Annotated in this window: 24 protein-coding genes and 1 other annotated feature; of the genes, 2 read left to right on the top strand and 22 right to left on the bottom strand. The window is 52.5% G+C overall.

Annotation, left to right across the window (positions count from 1 at the left end; translation table 11 throughout):
- Positions 1 to 17: 17 nt before the first annotated feature.
- Together C1714_RS09570 and C1714_RS09565 are read right to left on the bottom strand one after the other, a co-directional pair.
- Positions 18 to 884 (bottom strand): deoxyribonuclease IV, encoded by an 867-nt coding sequence (locus tag C1714_RS09570; RefSeq protein WP_102342953.1) that lies wholly within the window; start codon positions 882 to 884, stop codon positions 18 to 20.
- On the bottom strand, positions 868 to 2,247 hold the full coding sequence (locus tag C1714_RS09565) for a DEAD/DEAH box helicase (protein ID WP_102342952.1): 1,380 nt from the start codon (positions 2,245 to 2,247) through the stop codon (positions 868 to 870). The genes C1714_RS09570 and C1714_RS09565 overlap by 17 nt, the downstream gene beginning before the upstream one ends.
- Positions 2,248 to 2,316: 69 nt before the next feature.
- Between C1714_RS09565 and ispH the strand changes: the two genes are divergently transcribed.
- Positions 2,317 to 3,219: a 4-hydroxy-3-methylbut-2-enyl diphosphate reductase gene (gene ispH, locus C1714_RS09560; protein ID WP_102342951.1), complete on the top strand. Its 903-nt coding sequence runs from the start codon at positions 2,317 to 2,319 to the stop codon at positions 3,217 to 3,219.
- Here the strand turns inward: ispH and C1714_RS09555 are convergent.
- The 7 genes from C1714_RS09555 to C1714_RS09525 all read right to left on the bottom strand — a co-directional run bounded on the left by C1714_RS09555 (position 3,185) and on the right by C1714_RS09525 (position 9,685).
- The gene (locus C1714_RS09555; protein ID WP_102342950.1) at positions 3,185 to 3,895 is read right to left on the bottom strand and encodes a pseudouridine synthase; all 711 of its coding nucleotides are present in this window, start codon (positions 3,893 to 3,895) and stop codon (positions 3,185 to 3,187) included. The genes ispH and C1714_RS09555 overlap by 35 nt on opposite strands.
- Positions 3,882 to 5,549, bottom strand: coding sequence for an oligosaccharide flippase family protein (locus tag C1714_RS09550; RefSeq protein WP_167850003.1), 1,668 nt, complete (start codon positions 5,547 to 5,549; stop codon positions 3,882 to 3,884). The genes C1714_RS09555 and C1714_RS09550 overlap by 14 nt, the downstream gene beginning before the upstream one ends.
- On the bottom strand, positions 5,542 to 6,102 hold the full coding sequence (locus C1714_RS09545) for a hypothetical protein (protein ID WP_102342948.1): 561 nt from the start codon (positions 6,100 to 6,102) through the stop codon (positions 5,542 to 5,544). Before C1714_RS09545 ends, C1714_RS09550 begins: the two co-directional genes overlap by 8 nt.
- Positions 6,103 to 6,137: 35 nt before the next feature.
- Entirely contained in the window at positions 6,138 to 7,391 is a 1,254-nt protein-coding gene (gene tyrS, locus C1714_RS09540; protein WP_102342947.1) for a tyrosine--tRNA ligase, read from the bottom strand.
- A 38-nt stretch (positions 7,392 to 7,429) separates the two neighbouring features.
- Positions 7,430 to 7,630 (bottom strand) — a binding site (T-box leader).
- A 35-nt stretch (positions 7,631 to 7,665) separates the two neighbouring features.
- Complete coding sequence (locus C1714_RS09535; RefSeq protein ID WP_102342946.1) at positions 7,666 to 8,658, bottom strand: LacI family DNA-binding transcriptional regulator; 993 nt, start codon at positions 8,656 to 8,658, stop codon at positions 7,666 to 7,668.
- A 15-nt stretch (positions 8,659 to 8,673) separates the two neighbouring features.
- Positions 8,674 to 9,294 (bottom strand): hypothetical protein, encoded by a 621-nt coding sequence (locus C1714_RS09530; protein WP_102342945.1) that lies wholly within the window; start codon positions 9,292 to 9,294, stop codon positions 8,674 to 8,676.
- A complete protein-coding gene (locus C1714_RS09525) occupies positions 9,287 to 9,685 on the bottom strand; it encodes a hypothetical protein (RefSeq protein WP_102342944.1) in 399 nt (132 codons plus the stop codon). The genes C1714_RS09530 and C1714_RS09525 overlap by 8 nt, the downstream gene beginning before the upstream one ends.
- A 142-nt stretch (positions 9,686 to 9,827) precedes the next feature.
- On the opposite strand from C1714_RS09525, the gene C1714_RS13865 reads away from it, so the two are divergent.
- Positions 9,828 to 10,025, top strand: coding sequence for a hypothetical protein (locus C1714_RS13865; RefSeq protein ID WP_135567927.1), 198 nt, complete (start codon positions 9,828 to 9,830; stop codon positions 10,023 to 10,025).
- Between the two features lie 180 nt (positions 10,026 to 10,205).
- Here C1714_RS13865 and C1714_RS09515 read toward each other — a convergent pair whose 3' ends face one another.
- The 13 genes from C1714_RS09515 to lepA all read right to left on the bottom strand — a co-directional run bounded on the left by C1714_RS09515 (position 10,206) and on the right by lepA (position 25,648).
- Positions 10,206 to 11,513 carry a UDP-N-acetylmuramate--L-alanine ligase gene (locus C1714_RS09515; RefSeq protein ID WP_102342942.1) on the bottom strand — a complete coding sequence of 436 codons (1,308 nt, stop codon included), beginning with the start codon at positions 11,511 to 11,513 and terminating at the stop codon, positions 10,206 to 10,208.
- Between the two features lie 18 nt (positions 11,514 to 11,531).
- Positions 11,532 to 12,338, bottom strand: a complete 807-nt coding sequence (locus C1714_RS09510; protein WP_102342941.1) for a hypothetical protein — start codon at positions 12,336 to 12,338, stop codon at positions 11,532 to 11,534.
- Between the two features lie 56 nt (positions 12,339 to 12,394).
- A complete protein-coding gene (locus C1714_RS09505) occupies positions 12,395 to 13,150 on the bottom strand; it encodes a hypothetical protein (RefSeq protein ID WP_102342940.1) in 756 nt (251 codons plus the stop codon).
- On the bottom strand, positions 13,147 to 13,809 hold the full coding sequence (trmB, locus tag C1714_RS09500; RefSeq protein ID WP_342587470.1) for a tRNA (guanosine(46)-N7)-methyltransferase TrmB: 663 nt from the start codon (positions 13,807 to 13,809) through the stop codon (positions 13,147 to 13,149). Before trmB ends, C1714_RS09505 begins: the two co-directional genes overlap by 4 nt.
- Positions 13,810 to 13,826: 17 nt before the next feature.
- Positions 13,827 to 14,063: a hypothetical protein gene (locus C1714_RS09495; RefSeq protein ID WP_102342938.1), complete on the bottom strand. Its 237-nt coding sequence runs from the start codon at positions 14,061 to 14,063 to the stop codon at positions 13,827 to 13,829.
- A 75-nt stretch (positions 14,064 to 14,138) separates the two neighbouring features.
- On the bottom strand, positions 14,139 to 16,379 hold the full coding sequence (locus tag C1714_RS09490) for a polyribonucleotide nucleotidyltransferase (RefSeq protein ID WP_102342937.1): 2,241 nt from the start codon (positions 16,377 to 16,379) through the stop codon (positions 14,139 to 14,141).
- A 72-nt stretch (positions 16,380 to 16,451) separates the two neighbouring features.
- Positions 16,452 to 17,732, bottom strand: a complete 1,281-nt coding sequence (locus C1714_RS09485) for a lipid II:glycine glycyltransferase FemX (RefSeq protein WP_102342936.1) — start codon at positions 17,730 to 17,732, stop codon at positions 16,452 to 16,454.
- Entirely contained in the window at positions 17,729 to 18,148 is a 420-nt protein-coding gene (locus tag C1714_RS09480; protein ID WP_135567926.1) for a hypothetical protein, read from the bottom strand. Before C1714_RS09480 ends, C1714_RS09485 begins: the two co-directional genes overlap by 4 nt.
- A gap of 13 nt (positions 18,149 to 18,161) precedes the next feature.
- A complete protein-coding gene (locus tag C1714_RS09475) occupies positions 18,162 to 21,557 on the bottom strand; it encodes an FtsX-like permease family protein (RefSeq protein WP_135567925.1) in 3,396 nt (1,131 codons plus the stop codon).
- A gap of 2 nt (positions 21,558 to 21,559) precedes the next feature.
- Positions 21,560 to 22,261, bottom strand: coding sequence for an ABC transporter ATP-binding protein (locus C1714_RS09470; protein WP_102342933.1), 702 nt, complete (start codon positions 22,259 to 22,261; stop codon positions 21,560 to 21,562).
- 83 nt (positions 22,262 to 22,344) lie between these two features.
- Positions 22,345 to 22,611, bottom strand: coding sequence for a 30S ribosomal protein S15 (rpsO, locus tag C1714_RS09465; RefSeq protein WP_102342932.1), 267 nt, complete (start codon positions 22,609 to 22,611; stop codon positions 22,345 to 22,347).
- Positions 22,612 to 22,718: 107 nt separating this feature from the next.
- Positions 22,719 to 23,840 carry a radical SAM family heme chaperone HemW gene (hemW, locus tag C1714_RS09460; protein WP_102342931.1) on the bottom strand — a complete coding sequence of 374 codons (1,122 nt, stop codon included), beginning with the start codon at positions 23,838 to 23,840 and terminating at the stop codon, positions 22,719 to 22,721.
- Positions 23,837 to 25,648 (bottom strand): translation elongation factor 4, encoded by a 1,812-nt coding sequence (gene lepA, locus C1714_RS09455; protein WP_102343205.1) that lies wholly within the window; start codon positions 25,646 to 25,648, stop codon positions 23,837 to 23,839. The genes hemW and lepA overlap by 4 nt, the downstream gene beginning before the upstream one ends.
- Positions 25,649 to 25,659 lie beyond the last annotated feature (11 nt).

Below are 25,659 nucleotides of genomic sequence, written 5' to 3'. Positions count from 1 at the left end.
TCTTTTCTCTTGTTATCTTAGTTCGGATCAAGACATCCCCTGCGGATCTCCGCAATCTCTTCCCTGTAGGGAGGCTTACCGTCAATGTATGGCGTCTCAAGAATCTTGACCACCGACGACGTTAGCGGATGATGCGCAATCGCGTTCAAAACCGCAAAGCCGATCATTCCCCTGCCAAGGTTGGCGTGGCGGTCCTTGTGCGAATTGAACGGCTCCTTACTGTCATTCAGATGAATGACATGCAGAAGCTTCAAACCAAGCACATGATCAAACCCGGCCAATAGACGATCCGCATCCGACACATCATAGCCCGCCGCAAACATGTGGCAGGTATCAAGACATACCGCAAAATGTTCCGGCGCCTTCACTCCATCAAGAATGCCGGCAAGTTCCTCGAGCGTCCGACCGATCTGCGAACCGGAGCCGGCCATCGTTTCCAGCGCAATCACAATGCCCTCCGGAATTTCCAAACGGTTCAGCGTCCCGATCACATTGCGAATGCCGGTTTCAGGATCCCCCGTCGTATACGAACCCGGATGCAGCACAACATCGCGAACCCCGAGCGCAGCCGCCCGTTTCATCTCTTCACTCAAAAAGGAAACCGCAAAATCGCGCTTCTCAGGGTCAAGGCTGCCAGGATTGATGATATACGGCGCATGGACGACAATGTTCTTCAAAGGAATCTGATGAGCCCGTAGAAGTTCCTTACCTTCCTCGATCCGCATCCGTTCCATCGGAACGCGTACCGAATTCTGCGGCGCACCCGTATACAGCATCCCCGCATTGGCATCATAGGACAGCAGCTCCTGCACCGCGCCTTCAAAGTATCCCGGCGCCGTCATCCGGACATGGCTGCCGATCAGAAGATCAGTCTTTCTTTCCATTGGCTTCCCGCAGTTCCCTTGCCCGCTGCTTGTACATGGCTGTGCGTTCTTCCCGGATCTTTCCGCGGATGAATTCGCGGCGCTTCTTCTGCTTTAAATCCGCAATCGCCTGCTGACGCTTCTTCTTGTACCCGGGCTTGACCCGTGTATTCTTCTTCGTCATCATCTTAGCGATTTCAATTTCCATCGCATCATCCTTCTGCGGATGTTTCTCGCCATACGGACGCAGCTTCTGCCATGCCCCGTTATGGAAACGCATATGGTCAAAATGAATGCCCTGCTTCATCAGCGAACGGATCGCACTGTCATCGCTGTCCTTATACAGCGCATAGCAGATACCGGTCTGATCCATCCGCCCCGTACGACCCGCACGATGAATGTAGAAGCTCAGATCCTTCGGGAAGCCGCAGCTGATGACATGCGTCACTTCCTCAACATCGATGCCTCTTGAGGCAAGGTCGGTTGCCACGACAAACGTATTTGTCGCAGCCTGCAGAGATTTCATCGCCTGTTTGCGCTTGCGCGGTTCGAGATCCCCGTGCAGCTCCGTAACACTGAGATGATGGGCCCGCAGCTCGCCGGCAAGATCTGCCGCCTCCTGCCGCGTATTGGTGAAGATCAGACATACATACGGCTGAAAGCCCGGCAGAATTGAAAGAATCGTCTCTGCATACGTATGGTGGTAGCACGGCACCAGAATGTGCTGCACCGCTTTTTTCCTGGCCTCCTGATCCTCAATGCGAATCAGAACCGGATGATGCATGTAATGCTTGAGGAACGGCTTCAACTGATCCGGAATCGTCGCCGAAAACGCGAGCATCTGCAGATTCTCGCCCATCCGTCCCGCAAACGCGTCGATATCATCCAGGAAACCGTATTCCAGCGTCATGTCAGCTTCATCCACGACCAGCATATCCGCCTTGTCAATCCGCAGTGCACCTTCCGTCAGAAACAGATCCTTGATGCGTCCGGGAGTCCCGATCACGATCTGCGGCTGCTTGTTTTCAAGAGCTTCGATTTCCCGCTGCCGATCGCTTCCGCCGACATACAGACGGATCCGAAGATCCGGTTTCACCTTGTTCATTACTTTCGCCTTTTCATAGATCTGTGCGGCCAGCTCACGGGTTGGCGCCGTGATGACCGCCTGCACCTGATCCAGCGACGCATCGACCTTTTCAAAGATCGGAATCAGATAGGCATGCGTCTTTCCCGAACCCGTCCGGGAAAGGCCGACAACATCCTGTCCCTTGAGAATGGCCGGAACCGCTTCCTGCTGAATCGGCGTCGGCTGTGTAAAATGGTTGAGCTGAATGAATTTCAGCGTATCTTCACTAAGTGAAAACTGATTGAATGTTTTGTTCATAAGTCACCTGCTATACTGAAAACAAAGGCATTATACATGATTTTTCAATGATTCTATCAAGGAGGACGCATGGAGATTATCAGTGTCGTACCAAGAGGCTACTGTCAGGGCGTCGTACGCGCCATCAATACAGTCAAGGACATCATACACCAGCAGCCATCGGAACCCGTAACAATGCTTGGCATGATTGTCCATAACCAGTACGTTGTTCAGGCATGCGCCGACCACGGCATCCGCATCCTCGACGATCCCCGCAAGACCCGGCTCGAGCTGCTCGACGAAGTGGATTCGGGCATCGTCATCTTCACCGCCCATGGCGTTTCCGACGCTGTGTATGAAAAGGCAAAGGCAAAGGGGCTCCAGATTGTCGATGCGACCTGTCCCGATGTAAGGCGCACTCATGATCTGGTCCGTGAACACTGCAAAAAGGGAGATGTCCTCTATATCGGCAAACCCTTTCATCCCGAAGCAGAAGGGGTTCTCGGCATCAGTCCCCGCGTCCATCTGATTGCAAAAGCGGAAGATCTCAACGGCTTGGGACCTTTGGAGTACCCGCTGATCACCAATCAGACGACCCTGTCCTTACTGGATACCAGCGCCCTGATGCAGGCATGCAAGGCCGCCTATCCCGATGCCGTTCAGGTACCGGAAATCTGCAACGCTACGACGATCCGCCAGCAGGCCGTCATGAAGCTGAAGGATGTTGACTGCCTGATCGTCGTCGGCGATCCGCGCTCCAACAATTCCAACCAGTTGGAGGAAATCGGCCGCGCTACGGGCATTGCAAACTGCATTCTTATCGAAAATGCGATGCAGCTGAAGGAAGAAGAACTTGCCGGCATGAACCGCATCGCTGTTACCAGCGGCTCCTCCACGCCGACGGAACTGACGGCCCAGGTACTCGACGTACTGAACCGCTACGCAAAAGAAGGCATTTTCAGCCTTCCTTCTTCCCTTCCAGTACTGTTTTAAGATCCGTTTCCTCTTCTTCACTCAGGGCCCGATAGCCCCCTGCTTCCAGATTTGGATCCAGAACCAGATTTTTAATCTGAATCCGCTTCAGATAGACTACTTCATTGTCACACATCGCAAACATGCGCTTCACCTGATGATACTTGCCTTCATGGATCGTCAGATGAACCCTGTTCGGCGCCAGAACATCCACTTTCGCTGGAGCGCATACCTCTTCGTCATTGAGACGGATGCCTGCCTCCAGTTTTTTGATCGCTTCCTCCGTCACCGGATCCCGCAGCGTCACTTCATACACCTTGTCCACATGTCTTCTCGGGGCAAGAAGTGCGTGTGCCAGCTGCCCGTCATTGGTAATCAACAGAAGACCTTCCGTATCCTTATCCAGCCTGCCGACGCAGAAAAGATCCTTATAGGGCTCTGCAATCAGATTCAGCACCGACAGCGGCGATCCCGAAATGCACAGCGTCCCCGCCGGCTTGTTCATCATGAAATAAAAATGCTGGCGATAGTGAATCGGCTGGTCCCCGTAAGTAATGACAGCCGTCTTTTCATCGACGATCATCCCTGCCTGATAAACGGTTTCGCCATTGACCTTGACCAGACCGTTGCGGATATCCTTTTTCAGAGCGTTCCGGGTACCCGCACCCATATCGCTCAACAGTTTATCGAGCCGCATGATGATGCCTCGAAAGCTGCGAAAGCAGACGGCGGATCATCGTCCGCAACGGCATATGGAAGATCGACTGCGGCAGCTTCATCCGCGACGTCGTCCATACATAGATCGCAATCCCGACAATGCCATACACTGCAAACTGCAGCACCGCCATTCCACGGGAGCTTTCCGTAACAACAAAGCCCGCCAGACGCAGCAGCGAGAAGCCGCCCTGCATGCACAGGCAGCAAAGCAGAATCTTCATCATCCGCTTCAACGTACGGCCATACGTCACTTTGAAAGTTGAATTGATCCGTGACAGCGCAAGGAAAATGAACGCACCGTCGCAAAGGCACGAACTCGTGATTGCACCGATATAGCCCGTATATTTGATTAATGGATAGAACGAGAGGCACTTGATCGCAAAGCCGATCGCAAGATAGTAGAACGACTGGCGACGCTGATGAAGCGTCATCAGCATCGTGTTGCAGATGGGAGAGATCGTCGTGATCAAAGCCAGCAAAGCCTCCCAGCGCAATGCCCCTTCGCCCGCATCCAGATTGGCTCCGCCATACATGATGTAGTAAATCGGCCTGGCAAGCGCAAAGATGCAGTAGCACACGGGAAGCGCAATGTAGAGCACCGTATCAAGCGCTTCCCGCACATTCTTCTGCAGCTGAACCCAGTCCCTGCGCTCATAGGAAATCGTCAGATACGGCACAATGCCCGCACAGAAGCCGACCGACAGCACCTGCGGAATCGATGAAATCTTGTCGCACTGCAGCTGAATGATGCTGAGCATCAGACGCGCGTCCTCATACTTCATGCCGAACTTCGTTGCCGTCGGAATGAAAAACTGGGCATTGACAAGAGCCTGCGAATTGCCGAGCACACCCGTAATGACATACGGGATGCCGAAGGCAAGCAGTTCCTTGATCAGACTGTTGCGCTCCACCGGCTGCTGCACCTGGTTTCTTGCCGCACGGTTGACAGCTCCGATATGAGCCCGATCAAACCTCACAAAGTATAGAATGCCGGCGATTGCCGCAATTGAAGTCGCAAGCACGCCCATGTACACAGCCCAGATCCGATCCAGATGAAACACATAGACAAATACCCAGCTCGCTGCCAGCAGAAACAAAACACGCACAATCTGCTCAATGACCTGCGAATCGGCATAGGCCTTCATTTCCTTGAAGCCCTGATAGAAGCCGCGGTAGCTGTACAGCAGCGGCACCAGAAACAGAGCCATGGAGAGAATCCGGTAGGTTGTCTGCATGCGGTGAATATCAATTTCCGTCGCCTGCGGTCCAAGCGCCGATTTTGCCAGCGGCCCGGAAAGCAGAGCGAACACCATCATCATGAAGAAGCCGAACACCGACAGCATTCCGGTTCCCAGCTTACGCACCAGCAGTGCTGTCCTGTAATCGTCCTTGTCAATGTACTTTGAAACAAGAGCCGCAATCGCAAACGGAAGACCGGCGGAACATACCTGCAGCAGCGAATTATAGAGCGAATAGGCATTGGAATAGAACACCATGTTCTCTTCTGTCGCAATGCCGGTATAGGGAATAACATAAAACAGACCGATCAGCTTCGATACGAAAACGCCGGCCGATGACGTCAAAGAGCCGGCGATAAATGATTTTTTGATGCTTGAATTTCTGTTCTCACTCATTACTCTGTATCTGCACTTCCTGCGGCGTCGAGCTGGAAACCCAGCCATCCGTTGTCAATGTGAAGCCGACGAAGGCACGCTGCACATTTTCAAGATCCTTGTCACGCCATTCGACCAGAACCTTTAAGGTAATGGAATCGTCCTGCGTCTCCCCGGAAATAACCAGTCCCTTCACGAAGCCGCGGTCCGGATTGTACTGATTGGGAATCATCGTATACGCGCCGCTGCCCATGATGCCGATGTTCGGCATCATTTTTGCATTGGCATCGTAGGCCGTATCATTCTCAACCGCAATCATTGCAATATCATACATCGCAATGCGGGCATCATCCAGAAACACATAGTAGCGGTAGCTTCCGTCTTCCACCTGCGCCATTTCACCGCTCAGAGTGAAATAGTACGAGCCGTCCATCCAGTCTTCGTTGGAACTGACAGTCCGGTAATAAGTTTCATAATTTGCAGCATCTGTGTCGGTTTTCCTGGAGGAAGCCGTACCGCAGCCGCACAGAAGCGAAACCGCAAGCATCGCAGCAATCAGTTGTTTTTCAGGCATGGTAAACCTCGACAAAAGTATACCATGCCGTGAACTTATGCGGCGAACTGCAGCAGAACATAGTTCCGCCGACCTTTGCGAAGAATCGAGAACTCGCCCTCCACGCCTTCGGACTTCCGGCATACAGCCGCGAGATCTGTAACCTTCTGGCCGTTGAGTGTTACCGCACCCTGCTGGATCAGCTTGCGCGCATCACCTTTGGAGCGGGCAATGCCGCCGGCAATCAACGCATCGATCACCGTTGTACCATCGGTAATTTCAGCCTTTGGCGCATCGGCCAGCGCATCCTTGATCTCGCCGGGAGACAGGGTCATGATATCGCCATGGAAGAAGGTATCCGTAATGCGCTGCGCACTGGCAAGACCTTCGCTGCCATGAACCGTCGCGGTCAGCTCTTCGGCAAGAGCCTTCTGGGCCTCACGCTTCTCCGGCGCATTCTTGACGCTTTCCGCAAGCGCCTCAATTTCTTCCGGCGTCCGCATGGAAAGACGCTTCAGATAGCCGACAATGTCCGCATCCGGCGTGTTCAGCCAGAACTGATAGAACTCATAGGCCGATGTACGCTTCGGATCGAGCCAGATGTTCCTGCCTTCCGACTTTCCGAACTTACTGCCATCGCTCTTGGTAATTAACGGCGACGTAATGCCCCAGACTCTGGCATCTTCGCCCTTGACCTTGCGGATCAGCTCCATGCCGCTGGTCAGGTTGCCCCACTGATCGGAGCCGCCGATCTGAATGCGGCAGTTGTACTTCTCAAACAGCTTCAGGAAGTCCATTGCCTGCAGAATCGTGTAGCTGAATTCCGTGTAGCTCAGGCCAGTGTCGAGACGCTTCTTGATCGTATCTTTCTGCAGCATGTAGGAAACGTTGAACAGTTTTCCGTACTCGCGCAGGAAATCCAGCAGACTCATCGAACCGAGCCAGTTGTTGTTGTTTTCCATGATGGCCGCATTTTCGCCTTCAAAGGAAAGGAACCTGGAAAGCTGGCCCTTGATGCATTCCGCATTGTGCAGCACCTCTTCATGGCTGAGAAGCTTGCGTTCCGTCGTTGGACGGGGATCGCCGATCATGCCTGTAAATCCGCCGCACAGCGCAATGGGACGGTGACATGCCTGCTGATAGCGGCGAAGCAGAATGATCTGCTGCAGATGGCCGACATGCAGAGAATCCGCCGTCGGATCAAAGCCGCAGTATACGGTCGTCGGAGTCTTCAGCTGCTCGACAAGACCATCGTAATCCGTCACATCCTTGACAAGTCCACGCCACTTCAATTCTTCGATAAAATTCATCTTTCTCTCCCCGGGCATCAAAAAAGACGCCCTCATACTCTAAGGACGCCTGTTATGCGCGGTACCACCTTAGTTCACGTTTCCGTGCCCTCAATCCGTTAACGCCGGTATGCGTTCCACCATTTCCTGCGGAAGGCTCACGGAGGTAATTCCCGGATCCCCTTCAATGATTCCTTTCACCCGCCGGAATCTCTCTCTTAAAATCAGGAGTCGGTACTTGTTCCGATCAATGCCGATAGCAGTATCCTAATGCCAGTAATGCCGATTGTCAAACTCAATCCCTGGTTGTCTGACGCGGCGTAAAGAGGTAGCTCAGTTCGATGTTGCGCTCCACATCTTCCTGATTCTGCAGCATCTTGGTCATCATACGCATGCTGACGGCACCAAGATCATAGCTAGGAATCGAGAAGGAGGAAATTGTCGGACGGAACATGGAGTTGTACTTCGTATCAATGACGCAGACGACTTCCATTTCATCCGGAATCGAAATGCCGTTTTCATGGGCAGCGTTGACGATGGCCATGGCCTGGGAGTCACGGTTGCCGATCACAAGATCAAATTTATGATCCTTGAACAGCGTACTCAGATAAGCATAGGACGTGCGGGTCTCCGGCGGAATGCGCAGGAAGCCGTCAAACTTCAGCCCCTTCTTGGCAAAGGCAGCCTCAGCGCCGGCAATCATCTGATTGGTCGCCGAAATGTTCTTGCGATCCTCAACAATCGCAATCGATTTCTTGTCTTCTTCGAGATACTTCATCGTCAGCTCGAAGATAGCCTTTTCAATGTCGACAAAGACGCAGCACACATTTTCCATCTTCACCTTGTTGCCGATGAGGACAATTGGAATGCTGTAGTTGTTCAGCTCCTGCATCTCCTGCCCCGACAGCTTGTCATTATAGATGACAGCACCGTCAACGCGGCTCTTGATCAGATCATCAATGATCTCATTAAGATCCGTGATGCCGGAAGTTGCCGTATGAAGCTGGATGCTGTAGTTGTAGATCTTGGCCACATCGAGAAGGCCGTTGATAATCTGCCCCGTATAGGTAAAGCTCGCTTCCGGAACGACGAGGCCGATGGTTGTCGTCTTCTGCAGCGCCAGCCCCTGGGCAATCGCATTGGGCTTGTAGCCAAGCTTCTCGATCGCCGCTTCGACTCTCTGACGGGTTGGTTCCTTGACAACGTTGGATCCGTTGATGACACGTGAAACGGTTGCCAGCGATACCTGCGCCTCCTTGGCGACATCATAAATAGTTACACGCTTCATATCGTTTTCCCCCTGTCAATGAGAATCCTTGAATACATCCTTCAGTGCTTCCGATCCCTTCTGAACCAGTTCGCTTGCCTTTTCCTTTACATCGGCGATCTTGTCCTGAACATCCGGGCGTGACATGTATTCCTGTACCTTCTGACCTGCATCCGCGGCACCCTGCTTCAATGCCTCCGTTGCGTTTTTCAGATTCTCCTTTGTTTCGTCATTCAAAAGGCCGCCTGCCTTCTGCTTCAGAGAATCCACGGCACCGGCCGCGCTGTCAAAAACGCCTTTGGTTTCGGGACGGGAAGAGAATTCGTCGATCGATGAACATGCCGAATCCACCGCCTTGGAGGCGTTGTTCTTCAGATAGTTCAGTGTCTTCTGAAGGTCGGCATTGCTGAAAACGTCGTTTGCTTTTTCCCTGGCCGAAGTGAAGGTGCGGTTCAGTGTCTCGGCCGTATCCTGCTTCATCTCCTCAATCTTCTGATCATCAATCTTGAAATCAGTAATTGTCTTCAGCGGAGAAGCAGGCTCCTGCCTGGTTTCAGCTTCCTTTTCTTCACTCAGCTGCTGGATCTTTCGCTTCAGATCCGCAACCGTTTCCTCCACCTTCTGATTGGCGGATAAATCCTTTTCTTCGTCACTCATGTGCCTGAGCCTCCTTATCTTCGCCCGGCTGCTGGATTACTGTACTGCCTGCGTTATCTGCTTCCGATTCAGCGGGAGATTTTTCTTCGCCTGCCGTCCTTGAAGCAACAAAGTCTGCCGCCTTGCCAAGCAGCTCATCGGTCTTATCCTGAACCTTGTCAACAGAACGGCTCAGACGCACAACCGTATCCAGCGGTTTCTGAATTTTATCGAGAGACTGATTGACACCTGCAATGGTCGGATCCAGGTTCTTTACCGTTTCCTTTGCCGTATCGATCAGCTGCCACAGATGCTTCAGCAGAATACAGAGATAAATCAAAGCCGCCGCCCCCAGAATCGGCAGCAGCGTAACACACAGATCCTTTAACGCAACCAGAAAAGCATCGAGCATGGACACACCCCTCACATTGAATTTCTGTTTTTATTATACGGGCTCTGAAAAATTTTACAAGAAAATGAGAGCGATTTCAGGCTTCCCTTTTCATAAAAACAGGAATAATATCAGCGAAAACTGTCCGAAAACCGTCTCTTCTGTGCAGAGTCCATCAGAAGATGCGGACCATTCCTCTCCCTTCATGGACCGAAGCAGCTTTCTCATTGCCGCCAGTGCTTCGGTGAGTGCTGCCGAATGCATGCAGTGCTTTCGTGAAGGCATCGGTATGCCGCCGGTTCAATATCTGAAGAATTACCGGCTGCTCATGGCTTCCACCTATCTGAAGACCACGGACTGACCGGTCGGTGAAATCGGCAGACGCTGCGGCTTCCGGGAAATGGGCTGCTTTGCGCAGCAGTTCAAAAACCAGTTCAGCCTCACCTCTACGCAATACCGGAAACAGAAGGAACAGTAACAATGACTGCTGACAATGACGAAAAATTCCTGCAGGAACCGTGTTTCCTGCAGGAGTTCATTACTATTCGGCCTCAACAATCGATTCAAGCCCGTAAATGTCCTTGCTGGACATGAACAGGAAGACAGCGGGACGCTCCCGGATCAGAATCTTTGCGCCTTCTTCATTCTCCGGAATTACCGTCGATCCCGGCAAGCGGTCCGCAAGATACTGAATATTGATGTCCGTACCATCCTGCTTATCGTCGATGCTCGTAAATTCGCAGAGATAAACCTTATCGGCCTTTTCAAGAGCCTTTACGAAGTCATTCGCAAAGTACTTGACGCGGCTGGCCCGGTGCGGCTTGAAGATGACAACCAGCTTGCGGCCCGGAAACCGCTTCCTTGCCGTATCAATTGTCACGGAGACTTCCGTCGGATGATGCGCATAGTCATCGATGTAGACGTTTTCACCGATTTCCGTGACGGCAAAGCGGCGCTTCACGCCCTTGAACCGGCTGAGACCCGCTTCCATGGCGGCCGCATCCATTCCTTCCAGAATTCCCGCTCCGATACATCCAAGCGCATTGAGCAGAAGATGATGACCGACAAACGGAAGTTCAAAATGACCGACAGGATTCTTTAGAAACAGAACATCAAACGACATGCCGTCGGAACGCTCATCAACATTCACCGCCTGCAGATCATCATTATCCTGCAGACCGTACCAGTAATGCGGAACATTTGTACTCAGATTCAGCTTCCGGGCTTCACTGTCTTCGCCATAGATCAGAATGCCCCTGGTCACATTGGCACTGAACTGTTCATAGGCAAGCCGGTAGTCCGCATCATCATGAAAATAATCCACATGATCGAGATCCACATTGGTAATGATCGCAACCGCCGGATGATAGGCAAGAAAATGACGGCGGAACTCATCCGCCTCCAGGGCAAAGTACCTGGTGTCCCTGGTTACGTGTCCTTCCCCATCGCCGATCAGCCAGCCTGTTTCACCGGCCTTCTGAAACATGCTTGCAAGCATGCCGGTGGTCGTCGTCTTGCCGTGCGACCCGGCTGCCGCAATCGTCTCGTAGTTTTTGACAAAACCGCCGACAAATTCATGGTAGCGGGCACAGACACAGGTCGGGTTGTTTCTTGCCGCAATCACTTCCGGAAAATCTTCCAGGAAGGCATTGCCGATGATCACATGCATGCCGTCGTGAATGTTCGACGGATTAAACGGATAGACCGGAATATGCCGCTGAATCAGCGGTTCTTCCGTAAAGAAATGCTTCTCAAGATCGCTGCCGCTGACCTCGTTGCCCAGATCCTTTAACATGCAGGCAAGTGAAGCCATGCCGGTTCCCTTGATCCCAATCAGATAATAGTTCATAACAAGGAAAGATTCCGCTTATTTGGCGGAATCCTTAATAGACTTCGAATCAATGACAACGGTCTCGTCAATGGTGTCGGTCGTACGGCCGGCAGCCTTTGTTTCGCGGGCAAACTCTTCATCGCGCGCATTCAGGATGTCATCCAGCGAAAAGTCCGGAAGATCATCTTCGGCACTCTTCTCCACATGTTTGCGGGCAACCGTATCAATATCGTTCTGCGCACCAGCCGGCTTCGTATTGCGCGGGGAGGCATTGGCTGCCATCGCCGCATACGAATCCTGAACACCGTTGAGATTTGTACCATAGATCGGCGAAATGATCTCACTCACATTGGAGTTATCTTCCGTCTCCTCAAGACGCTTTGCCGTATTGGCAATGGCATCCATATCCGTCTCATCGACGCCGAACATCGGAGAAATCACCGGACGGAACTCATAGGCAGCCGGATGCGAAGATGATGCCGGCTTCCTGGCGGCAGACTTTGCCGGTTCTGCCTTGGCAGGGGCAGCTTTCGGCGTATCGATTGTCAGACCGAACCCGCTCTTGCCGGTATCAGCAGTCTCCTTCTTCGTATCCTCGGAAGGAAGCGGTTTTGGCGCAACATGCGAAACAGAAGGAGTCACAGGCGAAGCTGCCTGTGCAGGCTGCGGCTTAACAGCCGGCTGGGAATTCAGGTTGATCGGCTTGATCACCGGTTCCGGCTGCTTTTCCGGTTCGGTTTTCGCAGGACGCTTGGCCGGCTTTACCGGCTCCTGAACCTCTTCTTCCTCTTCAATATCTTCATCATCTTCTTCAAAGAGAAGTTTCTGCAGTTTTTCAAACATTGTCTTTGGTTCCTTTCTGATCTCTCCTATATTTTACTTATTTTTCAGCATATGTGTTATGGTTCTTGCGTTTCCTCACCCACCCCTGTACCATCCGGTGCAGGAGTCACTGTAGGCGCAGGAGTCTGGCCGTCTTCATTGGTAAAGTTTTCATTGTCAAACAGCTCTTCAATCGCCCCGTTTTCCGGCGCAATCTCCTGGAAAAGATTCAGGCGCTGCCGCGTCCCGCTGATGACGACACGGTTTGAAAACGATGAAAGAACCGTCGAAGAATGAACCCGGATGGTCCGCGCAATCCGGACCATTTCTGCTGCCAGACGTGCCGCTTCCAGACGGTTGCTGATGGAGGCGAAACATACATAGTCCGTATCAACCAGCGTATAGTACTGCTCCCCGAGCAGATAGATCTTGACCCGGTAATTGTGTTCTTCCCCGTTCCAGTCCGTATAGGTTCCGGAAAGATCCGTCTCCGGCAGACGCTGACCGACGCTTGCCCAGTCCGCCTGCGTATTGTAATAGGATCCGGCAATAATTCTAGCCACGTTCAGATTCATGATGAACTGAATGCCGTCCATCTGAAACACATTGCTCGTCGCATAGGCTGTAACCCGGCCGATCGAAGGATCAATATAGTAATCGTAATAGCGGTGACTGTATGTCGGCCGCATGGTTTCTTCCGCCATCAAATCCGCCAGCCGCCGCGAAACATCGGACGTAAGATCCGAGAGATAAACGGCACTGCAGCCGCTCAAAAGAGCCAGGCAGAGCAGACCTGTCGCAATTTTCTTCCATACGTTATGCACATTGATCATCTTATCATATCTGCCGGTTTCTGACGCATCGCCGCCAGCTGATAGATCGGCTGACCAAGGTCCAGAAAACGCTGCTCATATTCCGTCACAGCATCCTCCGGATGAGGTTTGCTGCGGAAATCCACGGAGAACTCCGTAAAGGTAAAACCGCCCTGGAGAAAATACAGAACCGAATCTGAAAACAGATCCTTGTTATCCGTCTTCATACGAATCATCCCTGTTTCAGGATCGAGAACCCGGCGGTACAACTCAAGAAAGCGTTCAGAACTCAACCTCCGCTTATGCGTATAGGTCTTAGGCCAGGGATCCGAAAAATTGAGATGAATCACCTGAATCTCACCATCCGCAAACCAGTCCAGAAGATTCTGCGCATCACCTGCAATCAGACGGCGATTATGAAGATCCGCATTTTCTTCCTCGATCGCATGCCGCGCCGCCATGGCCGCTGCACTCTTGTCACGCTCGATGCCGATCCATCCCTCTTCCGGATACATCTTTGCCATGGCATTGAGATAGCCGCCCTTGCCGCAGCCGATCTCAACATGCAGCACAGTGCAGCCAAGAAGCTCATGCCACTTTCCCCTGTATTCTTCGGGATGTCCCAAGACATAGTCCGTATGGGCTTCCAGATAGGGTTCCGCCCACTTCTTCTTTCGCATCCGCATCCGTCAATTCCTCAGAAAAAACTGTTGGACGTCAGCGTCGTCGTCCCATCCTCATCCTGCTTCGGATTCTTGTGGAACGGCTGCTTCACATAGCCCGAGAGACGTCTGACAACTTCACCATCCGACAGACGGTCCAGCGGGCCGATATCCTCATTGATCGCAGTCAGAAACCTGCCGACGCTGTATTTCGGATAGGAGATCGCATGTGCCTCCTGCAGTAGTTCATAAATTGTTTCCCGATCACTCATAATTACCCTCCTGTAATCAAATGCCTTAGAGAAAGAAAGCCGCAGATCGATTACTGCGGCTTTTCCTGATCTTTGTTAATCCTGGCTCTTCTTGAAGGAACGGCGCTCAACACCGGATCCTTCCCGATGATCGTTGCGGTTATTGTGATACCCGTGGCCGCTGCCCTTCTGCGGCCGCAGGCCGCCCTTCTTCGGCTCAACATAGCCTTCCGGCTTCGGCAGAAGTTCACGTGCCGATACCTTCAGCTTGCCGCTTTCATCCTTGGCGATGACCTTAACGCGGATCGTATCACCCTCATGGAGTACATCGCCGATATTCGGCGTACGCTCCCATGCCAGCTCCGAAACATGGAGCAGCGCATCGGTACCCGGGAACAGGGTCACGAAGGCAAAGCTCTCACGAACCTCGGAAACCGTCGCATCAAACACATCACCGACCTCAGCCTCACGGGTCAGATCCTCGATGATGCCCTTGGCCTTGTCAATCATCTCCTGATCATTGTGGTAGATGGCAACCGTTCCGTCCTCTTCCACATTGATCTTCACCTGGTTGCAGTCCTCAATGATCTTGTTGATGGTTTCTCCGCCCTTGCCGATGACATCGCGGATCTTGTCCGTCGGAATGTGCAGAATAGCGAACTTCGGAGCCCACTTCGACACATGGTCACGCGGAGCGCTGATGGCCGTCTCCATATTGTCCAGAATCTGCATCCGGCCCTTATGCGCCTGCGCAAGAGCTTCCCGCATGATGTCCATCGAAATGCCGGACACCTTGATATCCATCTGCAGAGCCGTAATGCCTTCACGCGTTCCGGCTACCTTGAAGTCCATATCGCCGTAATGATCTTCCATACCCTGAATATCCGTCAGGATCGAGTAGGAATTGCCGACTGTAATCAGCCCCATAGCAACACCGGCAACCATCGCCTTGATCGGAACACCTGCCGCCATCAGCGACATTGTTCCGGCGCAGATTGAAGCCTGCGAAGAGGAACCATTGGATTCCAGAACTTCCGCAACCGTACGGATCGTATACGGGAACTCATCGATTGAAGGAATGACTGCCCGCAGCGCACGCTCACCCAGCGCACCATGACCGATTTCACGGCGGCCCGGCGAAGACATACGTCCGACTTCACCAACTGAGAACGGCGGGAAGTTGTACTGATGCATGAAGTGCTTTTCCTTGAGCGGCGTCAGATCATCGATCTGCTGCGCATCATCCAGCGTACCCAGCGTCGTAATCGAAAGAACCTGCGTCTCACCGCGGGTAAACATGGCCGAACCATGAACGCGCGGCAGAATGTCAACCTGCGAATTCAGCGGACGAAGCTCATCGAGCTTGCGTCCATCCGGACGGATCTTCTCTTCCGAGATCAGACGGCGAACTTCGCCGGCCTCAATCTCCGTGCAGTATTCACGTGCCTGCTTCTTTGCCTTTTCCAGAGCAGCTTCATCCGCCCATGTCATATTCGAGGCGACCTCATCAACCATCTGCTGACTCAGTTCCTCAATCTTGCCATAGCGCTCCAGCTTGCCCTTGATGGAAACAGCCTCTTCAATGGCCTTCTTCCCGTGCTCGTTGATATATGCCTTGATATCCGGGCTGATCTCATACAGAACAACCTCCATCTTCGGCTTCGCACATGCGGCGATCACTTCCTCTTCGATCGCGCACAGCTCCTTGATACGCTCATGACCGAACTCAAGAGCCTCGATCATCTCTTCTTCACTGACTTCCTTGGCGCCGGCCTCAACCATGTTGATGGCTTCCTTGGTACCGGCAACGGTCAGAGTCAATGTTGCACGCTCTGTCTCTTCAACGGTAGGATTGACAACAAGTTTCCCGTCAACCTTGCCGACGATCACGCCCGCAATCGGACCGTTGAACGGAATATCCGAAATGCACAGTGCCAGCGACGAACCGAACATTGCAGCCATGCCGCTGTCACAGTCCGGATCCAGCGAAAGCACCGTATTGACAATCTGAACCTCGTTGCGGAATCCCTCCGCAAACAGCGGACGAATCGGACGGTCAATCAGACGCGCCGTCAGCGTCGCATGCTCCGTCGGACGTCCTTCACGACGAATGAAGTTGCCCGGAATCGCACCCTCCGCATACATCTTCTCGTTGTAGAGAACCGTCAGCGGAAAGAAATCTGTGTCCTTTGCCTCGTGGGAAGCTGTCGCCGTCGACAGAACAACCGTGTCATTGTAGCGGATCAATACAGATCCGCCTGCCTGTTTCGCCATCTCACCGTTTTCAACAGTGATTGTGCGGCCGTAGAAATCCCAGCTCTTTACGTACTTAGCCATCTTCTAATCTCTTACCTTTTCCTTATAATTTAACGGGTTGATTGTAACACAACATGAAAGCTGTTACGACCGTCAGTTCCTCTCAGATTCCGATCTTTTATAGACAATCCGCCCCATACGACGGCGCACGCCGCGATAAAGACGATCGCCCTTCAGCCATGTATCGTATTTTTTCTGATTGATCACGGCATCAAATTCGCCAAGGAATTCAAGGAAATCACCGCCGAACGACTTTTTGAAATCATTCAGACCATAGTAGGGATCCTTCGGGTCCATCGATCCCGAAATACCTTCAAAGTCATAGGTCTTCGCCCCTTCGTTGTACAGCTTCTCCAGCGCATAGCGATGCAGCGCAAAGGCGGCCCGGAAGTTGAGCAGCGTCTTGGTCGTAAACATGTTGACGTTCCAGACGTTGACGCCCTGCATGATCATGAACTTGGCCCCGATGACCTTCTCTTCGTCCTGATCATAGCCGCCCTCTTCCAGTTCCCTGATCTCTTTGGCAAGGGCCGTATTCTGCTTGTTAAGATCTTCGATCTTATGTGGATCTTTCAACTTCGCAGCCTTTGCCGTATTGTCTTCCATCAGCTTCATCAGATTCAGCTTGGCCCGATGATAATTGGTCGTCACAATAAAGTAATGCACATAGGGCTCATACAGATCCCAAAACTTTTCAAAGTAGTGAATATCCTTCGGCTTGAAACCGCGCTGCTGCGAAAGAAGATCCTCATTTTCCACCAGATGATGCAGCTCGTCACGTCTGCCGGCGCGGACCTTGACGTCACGTTCCTTGTTTTTTGTGTCATAGATGCGGCAGCGCTTGATCCCCTTCAGAACATCTGCAAAGGGCCGATCAAGATTCAGACGATAGGTATAGCGGCTCATCCAGTTGCCCGAATATCCGTAGTTGTATCCAAGATGCGTATAGCCGCACTCCTGCAGGATCCCGGTAACGTATTCATGATTGAAGCCGCCTTCTTTGAGGCTGCCATCCTTGTTGTGCTCAATCCGCGTAATATTGAAGTCCATGCGCAGATCAAAAGCCCCCCGGCTTTCTGCATAATCCCTCAGCTGCTGCGCAAAATAGCGGATCAGTTCATGATCCGCAATATCCAGATTGAATCCGTACTGAACATAGGCATAGCGTCCAATGGGAACGATTGTCTTCTTGAAAACCATTACGGCGCTGGCGATCAGATTTCCCTCATCATCCTCAACACCGAGCAGATGGCCCTCGGAATATTCCGGTTTCTTCAGCTCAATGAAGGGACTGGTCTTCGAATAATGATTCCACGGGCAGGAAATCGCAAAGCGATCAAACCGCTCCGGCTCAACATCTACAACAAATTTCATTTCACTTCTCCCTGCAGCAGCGTCCCCTTCATTGTAACAACATAGAAAACGGCAGTATCTTCGCTGTCTTCGACAACGGGGAGATCATTCTCTCCAAAATGAAGCAGACAGTACGAGCCGTCTTCATAAACCTGAATCGACATCTGCCATGCCCCGGCAGCCGGATGGGAAACGGTCCATACCTTTTTCCCGTCCACCACCTTGCGAACCGGGAAAACATGTTCCATATCATCTGCCTTCTTCAATGGAACAAGCCGGCGCATTCTTCTGCCGCAGGCGGGACAGAACGCTGCTTCCATTTTTTCATTTACCGCAACAGTTCCGCAAAAAGAGCAGCGGTAAACAAAGACTGTCCCATTGATTGTTTTTCCTAGGCGCTTTTGGGGATCGATACCATCATTTTTACGCAGCAACATGATCGGCTCCGCTTTATTCAATACTCTTCAATGATTCCACCATCTGGATTTCCTGCAGACGGCGGCGCATAAAGAAGTCTACCACAATTCCAAACAGGCACGTCAGTAAAAGGGAAGCGACAAGATCCACCGCCGGGATCGTGCGCCCAAACATGACACTGTCCATTTCCACCTGCCGCATGATCCAGTGGTGCAGCCAGACACCGACCGGCAGGCCGCACACAGCACCGACGGCGGTAAGAATATTGTTCTCCTGGAAGATGTACTGCTGCACTTCCTTCCCCCGGAAGCCAAGTACCTTGAGTGTGGCGATCTCACGCTGGCGCTCGGCAATGTTGATGCTGGTCAGGTTGCCGATCACCACAAAGGCAAGGGCCATCGAACAAAGGATGATAACGCCGACGATATAGCCAAGCGAATTGACCATGTGCGCATACTTGGCAACGTTATCAGCCGTATAGGAAACAGAGTCAAGATGGGATCCATCACTGATCAGCGTGCGCAGATCATCCGTCTTTCCTTCCTGTGCCTTGATCAAAAGGCTGTTAGCATCGGCATCCGTTTCAAAGATTGCCCGATAGGCATCCGATGACATTACGATGCCCTGCTGCAGATAGCTTTCATAGATGCCCGCAATCAGGGCGTTATAGGAGACATCGTCCTTGACAATCTCCACCGTGTCGCCGATCGATACCTTCAGATTCTCGGCTTCCTTTTCACTGATCTCAATCCCTTCCGAAGAAAGGGCAACATCCTCGTGGCTGCTGCGTGTTCTCAGCGTCATTGCCTTTGCCTGATCCGATGGGGAGAAGAAGACATAAACCGCCATCGTTTCAGAATCATCCGTATGCTTTACTTCCAGGTGTTCCATGCCTGTTTCTACGATCCATTCACTCAGACCGCTGTCTGTGACGGTTCGTTCTTCATCCGCAAGCCAGTAGGAACTGTCCATCGTCAAAGCCGCATCATAGTGCGTCAGTTCGCCATACTGTACCGTTGACATTGTTGAAATGGAACTGCGGATGCCAAAGCCGGTCACCAGCAGTGCCGTACAGCCGGCAACGCCGACCACCGTGAAAAAGAAGCGCTGCTTGTAGCGGACAAGGTTGCGCAGCGTAATCTTGCTGGAAAAGGAAAGCCGCTTCCAGAGCGCTTTCCACTTTTCCAGCAGCATGCGCCGTCCCATCTTCGGAGACTTCGGACGCATCAGGCTGGCTGGCTTTTCCTTGAGATCCTGGTGTGCTACCCATGCCGTTGTCACTAACAGAGTCAAAGGGAAAACGATCATGGCGATTGCAATGTAGTTCACCGGTATTTCGGAAACAGCCGAAGGAAGATTGTACATCATGCCCCAGGCTGTATAGATGATGATCGGAAAGGTCAGACTGCCGACAACCGCTCCCAGCAGCGTACCCAGGATGCCGGCACTGCCCGCATACCAGAGATAGGTGCTCATGCACTGCAGCGGCGTATAGCCGAGTGCGCGCAGAATGCCGAGCTGTCCCCGGTTCTCGTCGACCATGCGTGTCATCGCGGTCATGCATACCAGGGCCGCGACCATGACAAAGAACAGAGGAAAGATTGATGCGATCGATGCCATCTGCTTGACTGACTGCCGATAGGATTCCGGGCCATACATGGAAGTCCGATCAAGGATCGTCCACTTTTCTTCCTTGAGATCGTCAATTTTCTGACAGGCGTCCTGCAGCTTCTGCCATGAATCATCCAGTTCCTTCTGCCCATCTGCCTTCTGATCCTCAAGCTCCTGCTTCCCCTCGTCCAGTTCCTTCTGGCCGTCGATCAGTTTCTGCTTCGCTTCCGTGATCTCGGCCCAGCCGTCATTGATCTCCTGCTGGCCATCGGCAATCTTCTGCTCCAGTTCAACAGCACCGTTGACGGTAAGTTCATATGCCTTGTCAAGTTCCGCACTGTTTTCGTCGATCGTCTGCTGAGCATCATCGAGCTGCTGCTGGATCGAGGCTGCTTTTGTCTCTGCCGCAGCGGCCATGGAAGTCAGGGATAACGAAGTCAGTGAGCTCCCGTCCGAAGGAAAAGAAATACCCGCCTGCGAAAGCGAATCCGAATTTACCGAAAGCTGCTGATAAATCTGCGTCTGCGCAGCCGCATAGGCTCCTTGGGCATAATTCAGTAGAACGGCAGGATCACTGACCGGCGCCCGCAGAGCTGCCTGATACATCTGCAGCTCCTGCTGATCCGCTTCCGACAGCGTTTCCTGCTGATGTAATACCGAAAGACGGGCGATCATTGTTTCCAGGGAAGAAAGGAATGAGGAGGCTTGCGTCAGAGAATCCTTCAGCGTATTGAGCCGGGAAATGCCGGCCTCAGCCGTTTCCTTCTGTTCGTCAAGCTGTTTCTGCCCTTCTTCGAGCTGTCTGCGTCCGGAGGCGATTTTGGCCCGGGCATCATAAATCTGCTGGTAGGCATCGGTCTCTGATTGATCGAGGGTCGCCTGAGCGTCCTCAAGCTTCTGGGAATTATCGTTGATTTCCTTCCAGTCGTCATTAATCTCCTGTTGGGAATCAGCCAGCTTCTGCTTGGCTTCGGCTATTTCATCGTCGAAAGTCTTCTTTCCGTCTTCGTACTCCTGAAGGCCCTCGTTATAGTCCTGCTCAGCATCGGCTACGATCTGCTGGCGGCGATGGGTACCGTCTGCCAGCTGGATGGCGGTGATTTCATCCTTCAATGTACGGCTGTAATCGTAATAGGCATCCGAAAAAGCATCATAGGAAGCGCCGTCTTTGCTCAAGACAGCGATCTCCGTATCGTAGTCCATCGTAAAGGCAGAGGATGGAACATAAAGAAAGGTTTCCAGATCCTGCGAGGAAAGTGTACTTTCCTCTTTTGCCGTATTCAGATACAGAGGCGTACGGACGGTACCGACAATCGTCACCGTATCGACCGACAGAAAATCGTCAAGATCATTTTCGGGACGGGTCAGTGTCACTTCGCTGCCGATGGTGAAACTCTTATGGTCGGCGGAACTGACTTCCGCAACGGCTTCATTGTCAGCCTGCGGCATCCTTCCTTCGACCAGCTCGAGCTGATCCATCACTGCATCGGGATCATAGGCATGGATGCGGGTGATCATCTGATTGCTGCCGGAGGATGCGGAAACATCGACCCATTTACCGCCGACGGCCGTCTCTACATCCTTGGCGGCAGCGACATTGGCAACATCGTCATCATCAAAGCCATAGCTGGAATAAAGCGTCAGGTCACGGAACTTTGTACGGTCCATCCAGGCATCGACGCTGTCGGCCATCAGGGTGGAGGAAAATGAGACACCGATGAAGAAGGCGGAGCCGATCGTGACAATTGCCATCAGGGAAGCGAAGCGGCTTCTGGTCTGTGCAATGAAGCGCAGCGTCTGTTTTCTGCGGGTATGCATGTTCACCACTCTATTTCATCGATATCGGCGGGATGTTCATGAACCTCCGTCGCCTCAACGAGTCCGCTCTTGATATGAATGACCTTGTCTCCCATCGGGCAGAGAGCCAGGTTATGCGTAATGATCAGCACGGTCATCCCCTCCTTGCGGGATGCGTCCTGCAGAAGATGAAGGATCTGTTTGCCGGTCTTATAGTCAAGAGCACCGGTCGGCTCATCGCACAGCAGAAGGCGCGGATTCTTGGCAAGGGCACGGGCAATCGAGACACGCTGCTGCTCGCCACCGGAAAGCTGGCTGGGAAAGTTATTCATCCTCTCCTGAAGTCCGACCTTCTTCAGAATCTCGGCGGGGTCCATCGGCGTGCGGGCAATTTCGCATGCCAGCTCCACATTTTCCAGCGCCGTCAGATTCATGACGAGATTGTAAAACTGAAAGACAAAACCGATATCAAAGCGCCGATAGTCGGTCAGCTGCTTTTCATTGAACTGTTCAATATGTTTTCCGTCGACGATGACTTCGCCGCTGGAAGCCGTATCCATTCCACCGAGGATATTGAGAATCGTACTTTTCCCGGCTCCGGAGGCGCCGCAGATAATCACCAGCTGCCCCTTTTCAACCTGAAAATCGATGCCGGCAAGGGCGTGAATATCAACTTCTCCAACATGATAGTTTTTCGTTACATTGCGGAATTCAAGATAGCTCATACCGGCTCCGTTCGTGAATATTATATCGAATCAGGCGCAAAAAAAAGCAGAGGCTCTGATTCCCCTGCTTTGTGGAAGCGAGATTACTTTCTCAGGCCAAGCTTCTTGACCAGATCACGGTAACGGTTGATATCCGTACGGCGAAGATAGGTCAGAAGGTTCTTACGATGACCGACCATCATCATCAGACCACGGTTGGAAGCAAAATCCTTCGGATGATCCTTCAGATGAGCCGTGAGACGGTTGATCTGCTCCGTCAGCATCGCTACCTGTACTTCGCAGGAACCCGTGTCGCCTTCCTTGCGGCCGTATTCCTTCATGATTCTCGCTTTTGTTTCCTTGTCCAGCATTTTAATTTTCTCCTTTATTTTTCAGTCCTTCCGTTCCGCGCATGCGCCGGAGATGCGCCCTGCCCAGATCGAAAGCCTATTAAGAATATCACCAAACAATACGGGATTCAATGCAGTTTTTTCCGTTCTTCCGCCTCATCAAGGAATACTTCCAGGACATCGTTGAGAATCTCATAGCCATGGTCCGTAGCCCGGATCATTTCATCATCCTCCTCGATCAGTCCGCTCTGCTTTAATAAGCGCAGGGAGGACGGATAGGCTTCATCGACGCTGATGCCATAGCGATCAAGGAACTCCTTCCTGTTCATCCCCTCCTTCAGCCGCAGATTCATCATGATGTTTTCAAACATCAGATCTTCCCTGGTCAGAGGTATCAGAAACCGTGAAGCGGGCGAGGCCATGTACTGGCTGAGATTCTTCGAATGATCATAGCGGAACGATCCGTTTTTCCCGGAAGCACCCGCTCCAAGCCCCTGGAAATCTTCATAATGCCAGTAGGCAAGATTATGAAGCGACTGCCACCCCTTTCTGGCAAAGTTCGACAGCTCGTACTGCTGATAGCCTGCCTCTTCCAGCCGGCGGCAGATCCATTCATACATGTCGGCCTCCGTATCGGGATCACAGGGAGAAACATTTCTGGACGCAAAGACCGTTCCCTCAGCAATCGTCAGACTGTAAAGCGACAGATGTTCCGGATTCATGGCCAGAGCCGTCTCAACCTCATGCTGAAGCTGAATCAGGGTCTGCCCCGGCAGACTGTACATAAGATCGAGCGAGATGTTTTTGATTCCGTGCCAACGCAGACATTCCATAGAGCGGCACACCGTATCCGGATCCGCATGCCTGTTCATGAAAGAAAGCTGTGCCGGATCATCGGTCTGATAGCCGAGCGAAACGCGGTTGATGCCGAAACGGGACAGGATCTCTGCCTTTTCATCATCCAGTGATTCCGGATTGGCTTCCATCGTATATTCCTGAACGTGTCTGCCATAAGGGGCAAGCATCTCTAACAGCTTCGTGAGCTGAACACTGCTCAGAGCCGTTGGCGTTCCGCCGCCGATGTAGATCGTTTTCAGGTGATCAGACGGTGGATAAAACTGCAGCTCCCTCTGCAGGGCAAGCAGCCAGCGCTCAGCCATTGTCTTGTTATAGCCGACATGACAGAAGTCACAGTAAAAACAGATGGAGCGGCAGAACGGTACATGGACATACAGGTACTGCGGTTTCATTGTTTTTCGTCTTCATCGATGCGGGCAAGCGCAAAGAACGCTTCCTGCGGAATTTCCACCTGTCCGACGGCTTTCATCCGCTTCTTGCCGGCCTTCTGCTTCTCAAGCAGTTTCTTCTTTCGGGAAATATCGCCGCCATAACACTTGGCAAGGACGTTCTTCCGCACCGCCTTGATGTTGGTACGGGCAATGATCTTTCCGCCGATCGCAGCCTGAATCGGTATTTCAAACTGCTGACGGGGAATGATGTCCTTGAGTTTGGACGTGATTGCGGAGCCGCGCTTGTAGGCTTCATCGCGGTGAATGATGACCGACAGGGCATCGACCGGCTGGCCGTTGAGAAGAATATCCATCTTGACGAGATCTTCCGCCTGATAGCCGGTGATCTCATATTCCAGCGACGCATAACCGCGGGTGCAGGACTTGAGACGGTCAAAGAAGTCGAAGATGATCTCCGACAGCGGCATATTGAAGGTAATCTGATCGCGTCCCTCATCGATGACTTCCATCGTCACAAAGGTGCCGCGCTTACTCTTGCAAAGATCCATGACCGGTCCGATATAGGTATCCGGGACCATGATGTCTGCCTTGACATACGGTTCCTCGACACGGCTGATCCGCGCACTGTCCGGCATTTTTGCCGGGTTGTCAATTTCGACGCAGGTACCGTCCGTCAGATAGACATGATAGACAACGGAAGGTGCCGTAGCGATCAGATCGAGGTCATAATCCCTCTCCAGCCGCTCCTGAACAACATCCATATGAAGAAGGCCAAGGCAGCCGACGCGGAAGCCGAAGCCAAGCGCCTGGGATGTTTCGGGTTCGTACTGCAGGCTGGCATCGTTGAGCTGCAGTTTGTCGAGAGCATCATGAAGATCCTGATATTTGGCGGCATCCGTCGGATACAAACCGCAGAACACCATCGGATTCAGCTTCTTGTATCCGGCAAGAGGTTTGGCAGCCGGATTGGCGACGGAAGTAATCGTATCGCCCGAGCGGACATCATGAATATCCTTGATCGACGCTGCAATCCATCCAACATCCCCGCAGCCAAGTGTCTGCACCGGTACTTCCTTCGGATTGCGGATTCCCGCTTCAAGGACCTGAAACTCGGCACCCGTAGCCATGAAGCGGATCTGATCACCGACGGAAATATGTCCCTGCCGGATCCGCACCAGAACAATGACACCACGGTAGGCGTCATAGTAGCTGTCAAAGACCAGCGCCTGCAGCGGCGCATCCGGATCTCCGGTCGGCGCCGGAATCTTGGCAACGATCTGTTCCAGCACCTGATCAACATTCTTTCCGGTGCGGGCGGAAATCTCCGGGGCATCGGAACAGTCGAGGCCGATGATGTTTTCAATCTCCTTCTTGACGTGCTCCGGACGTGCGTTGTTCATATCGCACTTGTTAATGACCGGAAGAATTTCCAGATCATTATCCAAAGCCAGATACGTATTGGCCAGCGTCTGCGCCTGAACGCCCTGGGTCGCATCAACAACCAGAATTGCCCCTTCGCAGGCCGCAAGGGAGCGTGATACTTCATAGGAAAAGTCCACATGCCCCGGGGTATCGATCAGATTGAAGAGATACTCCTCCCCGTTTTTGGCATGGTAGGACAGCTGAACCGCGTTGAGCCGGATCGTGATTCCTCTCTCTCGCTCCAGGTCCATATCATCCAGCAGCTGTGCCTTCATGTCACGGGCCTGCACCGTATCAGTCATTTCCAGAATGCGGTCGGCCAGTGTCGATTTGCCGTGATCAATATGGGCAATGATGCAGAAATTGCGAATGTGCTTCTGATCAATCATTCTGCATC

It is taken from the genome of Galactobacillus timonensis, from assembly GCF_900240265.1.
GTDB classification, from domain to species: Bacteria; Bacillota_I; Bacilli_A; order Erysipelotrichales; family Erysipelotrichaceae; genus Bulleidia; species Bulleidia timonensis.
The sequence above is the reverse complement of the archived record's forward strand: the minus strand, read 5'-3'. Positions and strand labels throughout refer to the sequence as shown.

Bases quoted from the DNA above. Each gene is read 5' to 3' on its own strand.
- C1714_RS09570 (WP_102342953.1), bottom strand. From the start codon at position 884: ATGGAAAGAAAGACTGATCTTCTGATCGGCAGCCATGTCCGGATGACG.
- C1714_RS09565 (WP_102342952.1), bottom strand. From the start codon at position 2,247: ATGAACAAAACATTCAATCAGTTTTCACTTAGTGAAGATACGCTGAAA.
- ispH (WP_102342951.1), top strand. From the start codon at position 2,317: ATGGAGATTATCAGTGTCGTACCAAGAGGCTACTGTCAGGGCGTCGTA.
- C1714_RS09555 (WP_102342950.1), bottom strand. From the start codon at position 3,895: ATGCGGCTCGATAAACTGTTGAGCGATATGGGTGCGGGTACCCGGAAC.
- C1714_RS09550 (WP_167850003.1), bottom strand. From the start codon at position 5,549: ATGAGTGAGAACAGAAATTCAAGCATCAAAAAATCATTTATCGCCGGC.
- C1714_RS09545 (WP_102342948.1), bottom strand. From the start codon at position 6,102: ATGCCTGAAAAACAACTGATTGCTGCGATGCTTGCGGTTTCGCTTCTG.
- tyrS (WP_102342947.1), bottom strand. From the start codon at position 7,391: ATGAATTTTATCGAAGAATTGAAGTGGCGTGGACTTGTCAAGGATGTG.
- C1714_RS09535 (WP_102342946.1), bottom strand. From the start codon at position 8,658: ATGAAGCGTGTAACTATTTATGATGTCGCCAAGGAGGCGCAGGTATCG.
- C1714_RS09530 (WP_102342945.1), bottom strand. From the start codon at position 9,294: ATGAGTGACGAAGAAAAGGATTTATCCGCCAATCAGAAGGTGGAGGAA.
- C1714_RS09525 (WP_102342944.1), bottom strand. From the start codon at position 9,685: ATGCTCGATGCTTTTCTGGTTGCGTTAAAGGATCTGTGTGTTACGCTG.
- C1714_RS09515 (WP_102342942.1), bottom strand. From the start codon at position 11,513: ATGAACTATTATCTGATTGGGATCAAGGGAACCGGCATGGCTTCACTT.
- C1714_RS09510 (WP_102342941.1), bottom strand. From the start codon at position 12,338: ATGTTTGAAAAACTGCAGAAACTTCTCTTTGAAGAAGATGATGAAGAT.
- C1714_RS09505 (WP_102342940.1), bottom strand. From the start codon at position 13,150: ATGATCAATGTGCATAACGTATGGAAGAAAATTGCGACAGGTCTGCTC.
- trmB (WP_342587470.1), bottom strand. From the start codon at position 13,809: ATGCGAAAGAAGAAGTGGGCGGAACCCTATCTGGAAGCCCATACGGAC.
- C1714_RS09495 (WP_102342938.1), bottom strand. From the start codon at position 14,063: ATGAGTGATCGGGAAACAATTTATGAACTACTGCAGGAGGCACATGCG.
- C1714_RS09490 (WP_102342937.1), bottom strand. From the start codon at position 16,379: ATGGCTAAGTACGTAAAGAGCTGGGATTTCTACGGCCGCACAATCACT.
- C1714_RS09485 (WP_102342936.1), bottom strand. From the start codon at position 17,732: ATGAAATTTGTTGTAGATGTTGAGCCGGAGCGGTTTGATCGCTTTGCG.
- C1714_RS09480 (WP_135567926.1), bottom strand. From the start codon at position 18,148: ATGTTGCTGCGTAAAAATGATGGTATCGATCCCCAAAAGCGCCTAGGA.
- C1714_RS09475 (WP_135567925.1), bottom strand. From the start codon at position 21,557: ATGCATACCCGCAGAAAACAGACGCTGCGCTTCATTGCACAGACCAGA.
- C1714_RS09470 (WP_102342933.1), bottom strand. From the start codon at position 22,261: ATGAGCTATCTTGAATTCCGCAATGTAACGAAAAACTATCATGTTGGA.
- rpsO (WP_102342932.1), bottom strand. From the start codon at position 22,611: ATGCTGGACAAGGAAACAAAAGCGAGAATCATGAAGGAATACGGCCGC.
- hemW (WP_102342931.1), bottom strand. From the start codon at position 23,840: ATGAAACCGCAGTACCTGTATGTCCATGTACCGTTCTGCCGCTCCATC.